This is a genomic window from Xylophilus ampelinus, assembly GCF_003217575.1.
GTDB classification, from domain to species: Bacteria; Pseudomonadota; Gammaproteobacteria; order Burkholderiales; family Burkholderiaceae_C; genus Xylophilus; species Xylophilus ampelinus.
Genome location: NZ_QJTC01000003.1, coordinates 212252 through 225957, shown reverse-complemented (window position 1 = coordinate 225957; position 13706 = coordinate 212252). Strand labels below are relative to the sequence as shown.

Here is a 13706-nt window from a genome sequence, read left to right as displayed (position 1 = left end):
TGCTCCCTGCCCCCTGAATGCCCGCCACCGGAGACCTCGCATGAGCTGGCTCGAAAAGCTTCTTCCCCCCAAGATCGCCCAGACCGACCCGACCGAGCGCCGCCAGGTGCCCGAAGGCCTCTGGATCAAGTGCCCCAGCTGCGAGACGGTGCTCTACAAGAACGACCTGGAGCAGAACCAGAACGTCTGCCCCAGCTGCGGCCACCACCACCGCATCGGCGCCCGGGCGCGGCTCGACGCCTTCCTGGATGCCGAAGGCCGCTACGAGATCGGCCAGGAAGTGCTGCCGGTCGACGCGCTCAAGTTCAAGGACAGCCGCAAGTACCCCGAGCGGCTGAAGGAAGCGCTGGAGAACACCGGCGAGACCGATGCGCTGATCGTCATGGGCGGCGCGGTGCAGAACGTCAACCTGGTCGCCGCCTGCTTCGAGTTCGACTTCATGGGGGGCAGCATGGGCAGCGTGGTCGGCGAGCGCTTCGTGCGGGGTGTCGAGACCGCGGTCGAGCAGAAGGTGCCGTTCCTGTGCTTCACCGCCACCGGCGGCGCGCGCATGCAGGAAGGTCTGCTTTCCTTGATGCAGATGGCCAAGACCAATGCGGCGCTGACCCGGCTCGCCAAGAAGGGCCTGCCCTACGTCAGCGTGCTGACCGACCCGACCATGGGCGGCGTCTCGGCCGGCTTCGCCTTCGTGGGCGACATCGTGATCGCCGAGCCCAAGGCGCTCATCGGCTTCGCCGGCCCGCGGGTGATCGAATCGACCGTGCGCGTCACCCTCCCCGAAGGCTTCCAACGCGCCGAGTTCCTGCAAACCAAGGGCGCGGTCGACTTCATCTGCGACCGCCGCCAGCTGCGCAAGACCGTCGCCAGCGCGCTGGCCATGCTGCAGCGCCTGCCGGCCGACGCGGTCGAATAAGGGGACGCTACGCCCCACGGGCGCCTGAGGCTAGACCAGCCGCAGCACCTCGCCCTGCAATCCGCCCAGCACCATGCCGGCCACCTGCAGCAGGATCAGCGCCACCAGCGGCGAGAAATCGAAGCCACCCACCGACGGCAGGTGGCGGCGCAGCGGCGCGACGATCGGCGCGCACAGCCGTTCGGCGATCGGCATCAGCGGCGAATGCGGCTGCACCCACGACATCACCGCATACACGATCAGCAGCGCGGTGAACATCGAGATCGCCAGCTGCGCCAGCGCGAAGAGCGCGATCACCGGCAGGTAGCCGGCGGGCGTCACCGCACCCAGCACGCCCCACAGGATCAGCAGCTTCACCAGCACCAGCAGGTAGGCCGCCAGCAGGCTGGCCATGTCCCAGCGACCCCAGGCCGGCACCAGCCGGCGCAAGGGCATCACGATCCAGTCGGTGATCGCGAACACCAGCCGGCCCACCGGATTGCCGAAGGGCAACCGTTGGGCCTGCATGTAGAGCCGCAGCAAACAGGCCCCGCCGACGAAAGCGACCGCGATGTCCAGGAGGAACGACAGGATTTGGTAGAGCATGGAGGCGGCCGTGGGCAGGGAGGTCGGGAGCCGTGGGATGATAGCCGCCGATGCCCCAAGACCTGAGCCTGACCTCGTTGCCCTTGTTCCCTTTGGACTCGGTGCTGTTCCCCGGCGGCGTGCTGTCGCTGCGCATCTTCGAAGTGCGCTATCTCGACATGGTGCGCCGCTGCCATGCGGCCGGCGCGCCCTTCGGCGTGGTGGCGTTGACCGCCGGCTCCGAAGTGCGGGTGGCCGGCGGCGCCACCGAATCCTTCAACACCGTCGGTACCCTCGCCACGATCGAGACGCTGGAGACGCCGCAGCCCGGCCTTCTGGTGCTGCGCTGCACCGGCACCCAGCGCTTCCGGATCGAGCGGCAGGAACAGCTGCGCCACGGCCTCTGGATCGCGGACGTGAAGCAGATCGACCACGACATCGCGGTGCAGGTGCCCGAAGACCTGCGCCCGACCGCCGATGCGCTGCAGCAGCTGATCGAGACGCTGGAGCAGCGCCCCGCCCCACCCGAGGCGCCTCCATTGCCGATGGCACCGCCCTGGCGGCTCGACGACTGCGGCTGGGTGTCCAACCGCTGGTGCGAGCTGCTGCCGATACCGCTGGAGCTGCGCCAGCGGCTGATGGCGCTGGAGAATCCGGTGGTGCGGCTCGAGCTGGTCGGCGATATCCTCACCCGCAACGGCCTCACTCCCTAGAAGACGGGCATCAAGCTACTGCGCGGGCCGATCTCGCGCCTGCGGTCCTCGATGTACGGGAGTACATCTCCGGTCCTCGACGCGAGCTAGGCCCGCTCGCTACGCTTGCTGCCCGTCTTCTAACTGTCGCGCCATACGACGAGCAAAAGGCATGCGGAGCATCGCCTCGGCAAAACTTAGAATCGCGGGTTTCGCCTGCCGAATGCGGCCTCGCCGCCGCCACTGCTCCATCATGTCCGACACCACCCGCCCCGCCACCGCGCCCGCCGCCGACGAAAACCAGTTGATCGCCGAACGGCGGGAGAAGTTGAAGGGGCTGCGGGCCGCGCAGGCCGCGGGCGGCGGCGTCGCCTTTCCGAACGACTTCAAGCCCGCCGACCGTGCCGCCGCCCTGCAGGCCGCGCACGGCGCGACCGATGCCGAGGCGCTGGAAGCGCAGCCGGTAGCCGCCAGCGTCGCGGGCCGGATGATGTTGAAGCGCGTCATGGGCAAGGCCAGCTTCGCCACGGTGCAGGACAGCACCGGCCGGATCCAGCTCTACATCACCCGCGACGCGGTGGGCGACGAGGCGTACGCCGCCTTCAAGCATTGGGACCTGGGCGACATCGTGGCGGCCACCGGCACCGCGTTCAAGACCAGGACCGGCGAGCTGTCGATCAAGGTAAGCGAACTGCGCATGCTCACCAAGAGCCTGCGACCGCTGCCCGACAAGTTCCACGGCATGGCCGACCAGGAGCAGAAGTACCGCCAGCGCTATGTAGACCTGATCACCGACGAGACGGCTCGCGCCCGCTTCGCCGCGCGCAGCAGGGCGGTATCGGCGCTGCGCGAGTTCATGGTGTCGCACGACTTCCTGGAGGTCGAAACGCCGATGCTGCACCCGATCCCCGGCGGCGCCAACGCCAGGCCGTTCAAGACCCACCATAACGCGCTCGATCAGGAAATGTTCCTGCGGATCGCGCCCGAGCTGTACCTGAAGCGGCTGATCGTCGGCGGCTTCGAGCGGGTGTTCGAGATCAACCGCAGCTACCGCAACGAAGGCATCAGCGTGCGGCACAACCCCGAGTTCACGATGATGGAGTTCTACGCGGCGTACTGGAACTACCGCGACCTGATGGACTTCACCGAGACGCTGGTCCGCACCATCGCCGAGAAGGCCACGGGCGGCCAGCGGCTCAGCTACGGGGGCAGGCAGGTGGACCTGGGCCGGCCGTTCGAGCGCCTGACGATCCGCGAAGCGATCGTCAAGTACACCGAGGCCGGCGACAAGGTGGACGATGCCGAATGGCTGACCCACGCGGTCAAGAAGCTGGGCCTGTCGGAAGAAAAGCACCGCCTCTCCGGCCGCAGCCTGGCCAGCCTGCAAGTGCTGTACTTCGAGGAAACCGTCGAAGAGAAGCTCTGGCAGCCGACCTTCATCATGGAGCACCCGACCGAGATCAGCCCGCTGGCCCGCGCCAACGACGACCGGCCCGAGGTGACCGAGCGCTTCGAGCTCTACATCACCGGCCGCGAGTTCGGCAACGGCTTCTCGGAGCTGAACGACGCCGAGGACCAGGCCGCCCGCTTCGACGCGCAGGTCGATGCCAAGCACAGCGGCGACGACGAAGCCATGTTCTACGACCACGACTTCGTGCGGGCGCTGGAGTACGGCATGCCGCCCACCGGCGGCTGCGGCATCGGCATCGACCGGCTGATGATGCTGCTGACCGACTCGCCGAGTATCCGCGACGTAATCCTGTTCCCGGCCCTGCGCAGGGAAGTCTGAGAGCGCTGCCCACCCCGCGCCGGAAGGCCGAGCGGTTTCGGCCTGCGCGGGCCTGTCGTCCACCCACAGACACCAGCCCGTCCGCGCACCCGGCCGTGTTGCATCCGGACGACGGTACATGCGACTTGCATCCAACCTCCATGCGCGCCCGTAAGCTAGAGAGGCCCGATGCCGCGCCGCGCCGTCCGATCGATGAACCCGCCCGCCCCTCCAACCCCGCCTGCCGCCCCCCTGCCTTCCGCGCCTGTCCCGGAAGGCCACGATGCGTTCACCGTGCTGGTGGTGGAAGACCAGGCCTCGATGCGCCAGGCGTTGGTCGCCAACCTGCGCACGGCCGGCGTGTCGAGCGTGCTGGAGGCGGCCGACGGTCCCGAGGCACTGGCGCTGTTCAGCGGCCGCAAACCCGACCTGGTGCTTCTCGACGTGGTTCTGCCCGAGCACGACGGCTACTGGGTGGCTCAACAGATGCGCCAGGCCGAAGCCGGTGGCGGCTGGACGCCGATCATCTTCCTGTCGGCCCGCGACGGCGACCTGGATCTGTGGCGCGGCATCGAGGCCGGCGGGGACGACTACCTGACCAAGCCGGTCAAGCCGGTGGTGCTGATCGCCAAGCTGCGGGCGATGCGCCGGTTGCTCGACATGCGGCACCGGCTGATCGCCCTCTCGGACGAGTTGCATGCCGCCAACCGGCAACTCAATGCGATGGTCGAGCGCGACGCGCTCACCGGCCTGGTGAACCGGCGCGGACTCGACCGGCTGCTGCACCAGGAGATCGCCGCGGCACGCCGCAGCGGCCAGCCGCTGACGCTGATGCTCTGCGACCTGGACTATTTCAAACCCTACAACGACGCGCTGGGCCATGTGAGCGGCGATGCCTGCCTGCGCCAGGTGGGCCGTTTGCTGCAGGAGATATGCATGCGGCCGCGGGACGTGGCCTCGCGCTACGGCGGTGAGGAATTCGCCCTGATCCTGCCCCACACGCCCCGCTCGGGCGCGATGACCTTCGCCCGGGCCCTGGCGCAGGTGCTGCGGGGCCGGTCGATACCGCATCCGGCCTCGCCGCTGGGCGGGTTTCTCACGATGTCCGGCGGCATCACCACCTGCGTGCCCGACGACCTGACCAGCGCCGAGAGCATGCTGATGCGGGCCGACGAGGCGCTCTACGCCGCCAAGGCCCAGGGCCGCAACCGCTTCTTCAGCTTCGAGATCCAGATGGACACGGTGGAGCAGCGGCTCGGGTGAAGCGGCGCGCCCGCCCTGCAGGCCGTTCTCAAGAGAAAAGTGGCCACGGCCATCCTGGAACGCCGGCCACCAGCTATTGATTCGATAGCATCAGAGCGCGGCGAGCAGACCGCGGGCGTGGCGGTAGGCCGGCTGCTGCTGCAGCGCATCCCATCCCGGCGCCGGGCCCGGCGGCAGCAACGCCCGGCGCCGTGCCTCCGACGCGGCGCTGGCGGTCGCGGTGCCGTCGTGCAGCGCCTGGCGCACACCGTCGATCAGCGCCTCCACGCCGGCGCCGTCGCCCAGGCTCTGGTTGCAGAGCAGCGCCAGGTCGCAGCCGGCGCCGAGCGCGGCCAGCGCCGCCTCGGCATGCCTCACCAGCCGGCCCTCGATGCGGCGGGCGCCTTCCATGCTCAGGTCGTCGCTGAAGACGGCGCCGTGGAAGCTCAGGCGCGCCCGCAGCACATCCTGCAGCCACACGCGCGAGAAGCCCGCCGGCCGGGCATCGACCTTCGAATAGATGACGTGCGCCGGCATCACCGCGGCGAGGCTGGCCGATAGCCAGGCGTAGGGCGCGGCGTCGTCGGCCAGCAGCGTCTCAAGGCTGCGGTGGTCGACCGGGATGTCGGTGTGCGAGTCGGCCCGCACCTTGCCGTGCCCGGGGAAATGCTTGCCGCAGTGGGCCATGCCGGCCCGCAGCATGCCGTGGGCCAGTGCCTGGGCCAGCGCCGCCACCACCCGCGCATCGCGGTGGAAGGCCCGGTCGCCGATCACCCCGCTGGCGCCGTGGTCCAGGTCGAGCACCGGGGCGAAGCTGAAGTCGATGCCGCAGGCGCGCAACTCGGCGGCCAGCACGTGGCCGGCGGCGGTGGCCGCGTTCAGCGCACGCATCGCGCCGCTGCCCGCCGCGCCGCGGCCGTCGTGCATCCACACCTCACCCAGCGCCCGCATCGGCGGCAGGTGGGTGAAACCGTCCTGCCGGAACCGCTGCACCCGGCCGCCCTCGTGGTCGATGCAGACCAGCAGGTCGGGCCGCACGGCCTTGATCTCGGCCGAGAGCGCGGTGATCTGCGCCCGGCTCTCCCAGTTGCGGCTGAAGTAGATCAGCCCGCCGACCAGCGGGTCGGCCAGCCGGCGCCGGTCGTCGGCGGTGAGCACCGTGCCGGCGATGTCGATGATCAGGGGCGCGTAGGCGGTCGCAACAGCGGTCATGGGGGCGTTCGGGATGCGGGGGCAGGACGCGCGTCAGGCGTCGGTCTCGACCACCACGAAGGTGGCGGCGTAGTCGGTCTCGTCGGTCACGGTGACGTGGGCGCGCAGGCCGCGCTCCGCGCACCAGGTCTTCAAGGCGCCGTGCAGCACGATGGTCGGCCGGCCGCCGGGCAGGTTGAGGATCTCGCACAGGCGCCACGCCATCGGCGACACCATGCCCAGGCCGATCGCCTTGCTGAAGGCTTCCTTGGCCGAGAAACGGGTGGCCAGGTAGCGCACGCCGCGCTCGGGCCAGCGTGCGCGGCGGGCCCGCCAGACGGCCAGTTCGTCCTCGCCCAGCACCCGCTCGGCGAAGCGGTCGCCGTGGCGGCCCAGGCTGGCGCGGATGCGCCGCACGTCGCAGATATCGGTGCCGATGCCGTAGATCATCTTTTTATAAGCCCAATCGGCCTCTGGCCGGCGCTGTACGCCGACCTCTAGCTATCAATTCAGGAGTGACTGGCCGCATGGCCGTCCGCGATGGCCTGCTGGTAGGCCCGTACCGTGGCGGCGTACCCCAGCTCCAGCGCATCGGCGATCAGGGCATGGCCGATCGAGACCTCCAGCAGCCCCGGCACGCCGCGCACGAAGGCCGGCAGGTTGTCGCGGTTCAGGTCGTGGCCGGCATTCACGCCCAGACCCACGTCGAGCGCGGCCTGAGCGGCGGCGCGGTAGCGCTCCAGCACGGCCGCGGCCCGGTCGGTGCGCCAGGCGGCGGCGTAGGGCTCGGTATAGAGTTCGACCCGGCAAGCGCCCACGGCACGGGCGGCGGCCATCTGCTCGGGCAGCGGGTCCATGAAGAGGCTGACGCGCACGCCCAGCGCGGTGCATTCGGCGATCAGCGGCGCCAGGCGCTCGGCATCCTGGGGAAAGCTCCAGCCATGGTCGCTGGTGAACTGGTCTTCGCTGTCGGGCACGAAGGTGGCCTGCTGCGGCCGCACCCGGCGGATGAACGCCATCAGGTTCTGCGAGGGGTTGCCTTCGATGTTGAATTCGCGGCCGGGCCAGGCCCGCATCAACTCGGCCAGTTCGTACACGTCGCCGGCCCGGACGTGGCGCTCGTCCGGCCGGGGATGCACCGTGATGCCCTGTGCGCCGGCCTCCAGGCACAGTCGGGCGGCCCGGGTCACGCTGGGAATGCCCAGGTGCCGGGTGTTGCGCACCAACGCGACCTTGTTGACGTTGATCGACAGCGCGGTGGCGTGCGGACGGAAAGCCGTGGTGGCGGTGGCGTCGGTCATAGGGCTTGCAAGTCCATCATCATCTGGCGGGTGCGCAGGGTGGTCACGCCGCAATGGTAGTGCAGCAGGTTGCGCAACTGCGGCTTCAACTCGGCGGCGGCATCGGCCGCGGTGCGCAGCGTGGCGGTGAATGCGTCGTCGGCCTCCAGGCTGCGGTGCAGGCCCTGCCACTGAGCGCCCGAGAGCGACACCCGGTCGTCGTCGTGGGCCACCCGCAGCCCGCCTTCGGCGACCAGCACATAGCGCTCGTGGGCCATCAACGGTTGCTGCGTCGCCGTCTCGCGGTCGAGCGACGGAAGAAATCCCACCTCCCGCAGCAGCCGCAGCTCGAAGGCCCGCAGCACCGGCTGCAGCGCCTCGCCGTGCTGCGAGGCCAGCACCCGCACCACCGCGACATAGGCATCGAACAACGCCGGATGCGCATCGTCGCGCGCCAGCAGGCGGATCAGCAGCTCGTTCAAGTAGTAGCCCGACAGCAACGTATCGCCCGTCGGCATCACATGCCCGCCGGCCCATTCGGCCCCGCGCAGCGTATGGATCTCGGCGCCCTCCCCCGGCGACAGCGTCCAGGTCAGCCGCAGCGGCTGCAGCGGCAGCAGCACCGGCCGAAAGTTGGACGTCGGCTTCTTCGCCCCCTTCGCCACCAGCGCCACCCGCCCATGCGACCGGCTGAACACATCCAAAATCAGGCTGGACTCGCTCCAGGCGTACTGGTGCAGCACGAACCCCGGCTCGTCAGCGACCCGCTTGAGCGCCATACACCGCCGTACGAACGCGCCCGGCCTTGCTTTTGAAGCGAGCGCAGCGAAGCGCCCGCCTCAGGGTGCCGGCGACCCGACCCGGCCACCCGGCCGCCACAGCAGACCAGCCAGGCAAGCGCAGCGAAGCCTGTGCCTCAGGGTGCAGGTGAGCCGGCTTTGCCGGGCACCCAGCACCGCCCCCTGCAGGGGGTAGGCGAAGACGCGAAGCGCGCAGCCTGGGGGGGAGCTCACTCATACCCAAAGGACCGCACCCGCGCCTCGTCGTCCGCCCAGCCCGAGCGCACCTTGACCCACAGCTCGATGAACACCTTGCAGTCCATCAACTTCTCCAGCTCCTGGCGCGCCTCGGTGCCGATGCGCTTCAGCCGCTCGCCCTTGTCACCGATCACCATCGCCTTGTGGCCGTCGCGCTCGACCACGATGGTCGCGGCGATGCGCAGCATCCGGCCGTGGGTCTTGCTCTTTTCCTCGTCGAACTTGTCGATGATGACGGTCGAGGTGTAGGGCAGTTCGTCGCCGGTGAAGCGAAACAGCTTCTCGCGCACCGTCTCGCTGGCCAAAAATTTCTCGCTGCGGTCGGTCAGCTCTTCCGGCGAGTAGAACCAGCCCTGCTGCGGCAGATACTTGGCGCAGATGCCGAACAGCCGCTCGATGTCGCCCTTGTTCTTGGCCGACATCGGGACGAACTCGGCGAAAGGGTGGCGCTCCTGCATGCCCTTCAACCACGGCGGCATCTCGGCGCGGCGCAGCACGCTGTCGAGCTTGTTGGCGATCAGCAGCGCCGGAATGCCGGGCTTGAGCAGCGACAGCACCTTGGCATCGGCCAAAGTGAAGCTGCCCGCCTCGACCACGAACAGCACCAGGTCCACGTCGCCGATGGCGCCCAGCACCGTCTTGTTGAGCGACTTGTTCAGCGCGGTTCCGTGCCGGGTCTGGAAGCCGGGCGTGTCGACGAAGATGAACTGCGTCTCCTCGCGGGTCTTGATGCCGGTGATGCGGTGGCGCGTGGTCTGGGCCTTGCGCGAGGTGATGCTGATCTTCTGGCCGACCAGCGCGTTCAGCAGCGTCGACTTGCCGACATTGGGCTTGCCGACGATGGCGATCACGCCGCAGCGCTGGGACGCGACGGGCACGTCGGTGACCACCACGCCCGGGCGGGCGGCGGCCAGCATCGCGCCGAGCGGATCGGCCGCGGCCGGCGGGGCGGCCGCGGGGCCTGGACCCGGAGCGTCGGATGCGGCTGCGGGCGGCTCCACGCCACCGTGTGCAGCACGAGGGTCGGTAGCGTCGTTGTTCATGGTCTGTTCGTTTTCAGGTACGCCAGCATCGCGGCCGCGGCCGCCTGCTCGGCGGAACGGCGGGAGCCGCCGATGCCGCGCTCGGCGTGGCCGAGTTCGACGATCTCGCACTCGACGTCGAAGGTCTGGAGATGGGCAGCGCCCAGGGTCGTCACCACGCGGTAGTTGGGCAACTTCATTTTGCGGCCCTGCAGCCACTCCTGCAACGCGGTCTTCGGGTCCTTGCTGGCGGCCGGCATGTGGGGCGCGATGTCGATCTTGGCGAAGAGCCGGTGCACCAGCGCCGCGGCCGCGTCGAAGCCGGCGTCGCGGTAGACCGCGCCGATCAGCGCCTCGACCGTGTCGGCCAGGATCGACGGCCGCCGCTGGCCGCCCGAGCGGGCCTCGCCCTCGCCGAGCCGCAGCACCGGCGGCAGGCCCAGGTCGAGCGCGATCTCGTGCAGGGTTTCCTGGCGGACCAGGTTGGCCCGGACCCGCGACAGGTCGCCTTCGGGCAGCGTGCCCAGCCGGCCGTAGATCAGGTCGGAGATCGCGAGGTTGAGGACCGAATCGCCCAGGAATTCCAGCCGCTCGTAGTGGTCGCTGGAGAAGCTGCGGTGCGTCACCGCCCGCAGCAGCAACTGGGGATCGTCGAAGCGGTGATGCAGCCGGTGCTGGAGGGCGGAGATTTCCGCGTTCAGGGGCGCCGCCACCTACTTCGTCTGGCCGGTGTAGTCGAGTACCAGCGATGCGGGTCCGGCCAGGTGGATCTTGCGCTGGTAGGCGAAGGATACGCGGTAGTTGTCGCCGTCGCGGGCGATCGTCAGATCCTTGCCGCTGATCGACGAGAAGTCGTCGATCGCCTGGTAGCGGTCGAAGGCGCTGCGGATCTGCTCGACCGAGTTTTCCTGGCTGGCCTTGTCGGCGGCGCGCTTGATCGCCTGGTACTCGATCACGGTCGGCACGACGCCCATCACGACGATGGCCACGCAGCCGATGACCACGGCCGTCAAGAACAGGCCGACGATGCCCATGCCGCGCTGGTGCTTCGCAGGCGGATGCTGGTGTTTCATGGAATTCTCCGAATATCGAAAAGGCAAAGAGACTGCAACCGGCACGCTCAGTCGAAGCCGCCGATGCGCTTCAACGGGTTGCTGAAGTTCATCCAGATGAAGAACGCGCGGCCGACGATGTTCTTGTCGGGCACGAAGCCCCAGTAGCGCGAATCCAGCGAGTTGTCGCGGTTGTCGCCCATCACGAAGTACTGGCCGGCAGGCACCTTGCAGGTGACGCCTTCGACGGTGTAGCGGCAGAGATCGCGGCCTTCGAAGTTGGAAGCGCCGGGCACGTAGGCCGGACGGTCTTCGTCGATCAGCAGGCGGTGCTTGTGGGTGCCCAGCTGTTCCTCCCACTGCTTGAAGTAGCGCACCGCGTCCTCTGCGAAGAAATCGGGCACCGCGGTGGTCTCGACGGGCTTGCCGTTGATCGTCAGACGCTTGTTCAGATAGGCCACCTCGTCGCCCGGCAGGCCGACCACCCGCTTGATGTAGTCCATGCTGGGCTGCGGCGGGTAGCGGAACACCATCACGTCGCCGCGCGCCGGCGGCGTGCCGTCGGTGAGCTTGATGTTGGCGACCGGCAGCCGGATGCCGTAGGTGAACTTGTTCACCAGGATCAGGTCGCCGATCAGCAGCGTCGGGATCATCGAACCAGACGGAATCTTGAATGGTTCGAACAGGAACGAGCGCAGCAGGAACACGATGGCGATCACCGGGAACAGGCCGGCGGTCCAGTCGAGCCACCAGGGCTGCATCAGGATGCGGGTGCGGGCCTGCCCCAGGTCGGCGTCTTCGGCACCATCGACCTTGCGGATGCCCTGGCGGGTGAGTTCTTCGCGGCGGGCCACGGCCGATGCGGCCAGCGCGTCCGCGGCCGCACGCCGGCGGCGGGCGAACACCAGCCGGTCGGCGATCCAGAAGGCGCCGGTGACCAGGGTCGCCAGCAGCATCAGCAGGGCGAAATTGCCTTCGACGGCACCGAAGTACCAGGCGCCACCGTAAGCCACGAAAGCGGCCAGGACGAAAGAGGTGAGGATCTGCATGAATGGGTCTCGGGTGCGGGTCAGTCTTCTACTTGGAGGATCGCGAGGAAGGCTTCCTGCGGTACCTCCACCGAGCCGATCTGCTTCATCCGCTTCTTGCCCGCCTTTTGCTTTTCGAGCAGCTTGCGCTTGCGCGACACGTCGCCGCCATAACATTTTGCCAGCACGTTCTTGCGCAGCGCCTTGATGGTCTCGCGGGCGATGATGTTGGCGCCGATGGCGGCCTGGATCGCCACGTCGTACATCTGGCGGCTGATGATCTCGCGCATCTTGGCGACCACCGCCCGGCCGCGGTACTGGCTCTGGCTGCGGTGCACGATGATCGACAGCGCATCGACCTTCTCGCCGTTGAGCAGGATGTCGACCTTGACCACGTCGGACGCGCGGTACTCCTTGAATTCGTAGTCCATCGAGGCATAGCCGCGCGACACCGATTTGAGCTTGTCGAAGAAGTCGAGCACGATCTCGCCCAGCGGCATCTCGTAGGTCAGCATGACCTGGCGACCGTGGTAGGACATGTTCATCTGCACGCCGCGCTTCAGGTTGGCCAGCGTCATCACCGGGCCGACGTACTCCTGCGGCATGTAGAGGTGCACCGTGACGATCGGCTCGCGGATCTCTTCCAGCCGGCCCTGGTCGGGCATCTTGGACGGGTTCTCGACCATCAGCACCTCGCCGTCGGCGCGCACCACCTGGTAGACCACGCTGGGCGCGGTGGTGATCAGGTCCTGGTCGAACTCGCGCTCGAGCCGCTCCTGCACGATCTCCATGTGCAGCAGGCCGAGGAAGCCGCATCGAAAGCCGAAGCCCAGGGCCTGCGACACCTCGGGCTCGTAGTGCAATGACGCGTCGTTGAGCTTGAGCTTCTCCAGCGCGTCGCGCAGCGAGTCGTACTCGCTCGCCTCGGTCGGGTAGAGGCCGGCGAACACCTGCGGCTGGATTTCCTTGAAGCCCGGCAGCGCCTCGGTGGCGGGGCCCGCGTTGTTGGGCAGCTTCTTCTCGAGCGTGATCGTGTCGCCGACCTTGGCGGCCTGCAGTTCCTTGATGCCCGCGATGATGTAGCCCACCTGCCCGGCCTCCAGCGAATCGCGCGGCAGGTTGGCGGGCGTGAAGACGCCCAGGTTGTCGGCGTTGTAGACAGTGCCGGTCGCCATCATCTTGAAGCGCTCGCCCTTGCCCAGTCGGCCGTCGACGACACGCACCAGCATCACCACGCCCACGTAGGGATCGAACCAGCTGTCGACGATCATAGCGCGAAGCGGACCGTCGGGATTGCCGCGCGGCGCCGGCACTTGGGCGACGATCGCCTCGAGAATCTCGTCGATGCCCATGCCGGTCTTGGCCGAGCACGGGATCGCGTCGGTCGCGTCGATGCCGATCACGTCCTCGATCTCGGCCTTGGCGTTGTCGGGATCGGCGTTGGGCAAGTCCATCTTGTTCAAGACCGGCACCACGTCGACGCCGAGGTCGAGCGCGGTGTAGCAGTTGGCCACCGTCTGCGCTTCCACACCCTGCGACGCGTCGACCACCAGCAGCGCGCCTTCGCATGCGGAAAGCGAACGCGAGACCTCGTACGAGAAGTCGACATGGCCCGGCGTGTCGATCAGGTTGAGGTTGTAGACCTGCCCGTCACGCGCCTTGTAGTGCAGCGCGGCGGTCTGCGCCTTGATGGTTATCCCACGCTCCTTTTCGATGTCCATCGAGTCCAGAACCTGGGCTTCCATCTGGCGTTCTTCCAAGCCGCCGCAGCGCTGAATCAGCCGGTCGGCGAGCGTCGATTTGCCATGGTCGATGTGCGCAATGATCGAAAAATTTCTGATGTTCTTCATCAACGGGAACAGTTAAGTGATTGAATTTATTCGGCCCGGACAAAGAAAAAAGGGCGCGTTGATTGGC

The 13706-nt window shown here is 68.1% G+C and carries 14 protein-coding genes; 4 read left to right on the top strand and 10 right to left on the bottom strand.

Going from position 1 to position 13706, the window contains the following annotated elements:
* Window positions 1-40: 40 nt before the first annotated feature.
* Window positions 41-913, top strand: a complete 873-nt coding sequence (accD, locus tag DFQ15_RS03930; RefSeq protein WP_110464713.1) for an acetyl-CoA carboxylase, carboxyltransferase subunit beta — start codon at window positions 41-43, stop codon at window positions 911-913.
* 30 nt (window positions 914-943) lie between these two features.
* On the opposite strand, the gene DFQ15_RS03925 is transcribed toward accD, so the two are convergent.
* Window positions 944-1498, bottom strand: a complete 555-nt coding sequence (locus DFQ15_RS03925) for a YggT family protein (RefSeq protein ID WP_110464712.1) — start codon at window positions 1496-1498, stop codon at window positions 944-946.
* Window positions 1499-1548: 50 nt separating this feature from the next.
* On the opposite strand from DFQ15_RS03925, the gene DFQ15_RS03920 reads away from it, so the two are divergent.
* The 3 genes from DFQ15_RS03920 (at window position 1549) to DFQ15_RS03910 (ending at window position 5200) form a co-directional block, all read left to right on the top strand.
* A complete protein-coding gene (locus DFQ15_RS03920; protein ID WP_110464711.1) occupies window positions 1549-2190 on the top strand; it encodes an LON peptidase substrate-binding domain-containing protein in 642 nt (213 codons plus the stop codon).
* 232 nt (window positions 2191-2422) lie between these two features.
* Entirely contained in the window at window positions 2423-3958 is a 1536-nt protein-coding gene (gene lysS, locus DFQ15_RS03915) for a lysine--tRNA ligase (protein WP_110464710.1), read from the top strand.
* A gap of 168 nt (window positions 3959-4126) precedes the next feature.
* Window positions 4127-5200, top strand: a complete 1074-nt coding sequence (locus tag DFQ15_RS03910; RefSeq protein WP_233504255.1) for a GGDEF domain-containing response regulator — start codon at window positions 4127-4129, stop codon at window positions 5198-5200.
* Between the two features lie 90 nt (window positions 5201-5290).
* Here DFQ15_RS03910 and nagZ read toward each other — a convergent pair whose 3' ends face one another.
* From nagZ to lepA, 9 genes are all read right to left on the bottom strand, one after another.
* Window positions 5291-6391 (bottom strand): beta-N-acetylhexosaminidase, encoded by a 1101-nt coding sequence (gene nagZ / locus DFQ15_RS03905; protein WP_110464708.1) that lies wholly within the window; start codon window positions 6389-6391, stop codon window positions 5291-5293.
* A gap of 33 nt (window positions 6392-6424) precedes the next feature.
* Entirely contained in the window at window positions 6425-6820 is a 396-nt protein-coding gene (acpS, locus tag DFQ15_RS03900; protein WP_110464707.1) for a holo-ACP synthase, read from the bottom strand.
* A 59-nt stretch (window positions 6821-6879) separates the two neighbouring features.
* On the bottom strand, window positions 6880-7671 hold the full coding sequence (locus tag DFQ15_RS03895; protein WP_110464706.1) for a pyridoxine 5'-phosphate synthase: 792 nt from the start codon (window positions 7669-7671) through the stop codon (window positions 6880-6882).
* Window positions 7668-8429, bottom strand: a complete 762-nt coding sequence (gene recO / locus DFQ15_RS03890) for a DNA repair protein RecO (RefSeq protein ID WP_110464705.1) — start codon at window positions 8427-8429, stop codon at window positions 7668-7670. Before recO ends, DFQ15_RS03895 begins: the two co-directional genes overlap by 4 nt.
* 230 nt (window positions 8430-8659) lie before the next feature.
* Window positions 8660-9604 (bottom strand): GTPase Era, encoded by a 945-nt coding sequence (era, locus tag DFQ15_RS03885; protein ID WP_110464704.1) that lies wholly within the window; start codon window positions 9602-9604, stop codon window positions 8660-8662.
* Window positions 9605-9726: 122 nt separating this feature from the next.
* On the bottom strand, window positions 9727-10422 hold the full coding sequence (gene rnc / locus DFQ15_RS03880) for a ribonuclease III (protein WP_374940998.1): 696 nt from the start codon (window positions 10420-10422) through the stop codon (window positions 9727-9729).
* On the bottom strand, window positions 10423-10782 hold the full coding sequence (locus DFQ15_RS03875; protein WP_110464703.1) for a DUF4845 domain-containing protein: 360 nt from the start codon (window positions 10780-10782) through the stop codon (window positions 10423-10425).
* 47 nt (window positions 10783-10829) lie between these two features.
* Window positions 10830-11810: a signal peptidase I gene (gene lepB, locus DFQ15_RS03870; RefSeq protein WP_110464702.1), complete on the bottom strand. Its 981-nt coding sequence runs from the start codon at window positions 11808-11810 to the stop codon at window positions 10830-10832.
* Window positions 11811-11830: 20 nt separating this feature from the next.
* Window positions 11831-13639 (bottom strand): translation elongation factor 4, encoded by a 1809-nt coding sequence (lepA, locus tag DFQ15_RS03865; protein ID WP_110464701.1) that lies wholly within the window; start codon window positions 13637-13639, stop codon window positions 11831-11833.
* Between the last annotated feature and the right edge of the window lie 67 nt (window positions 13640-13706).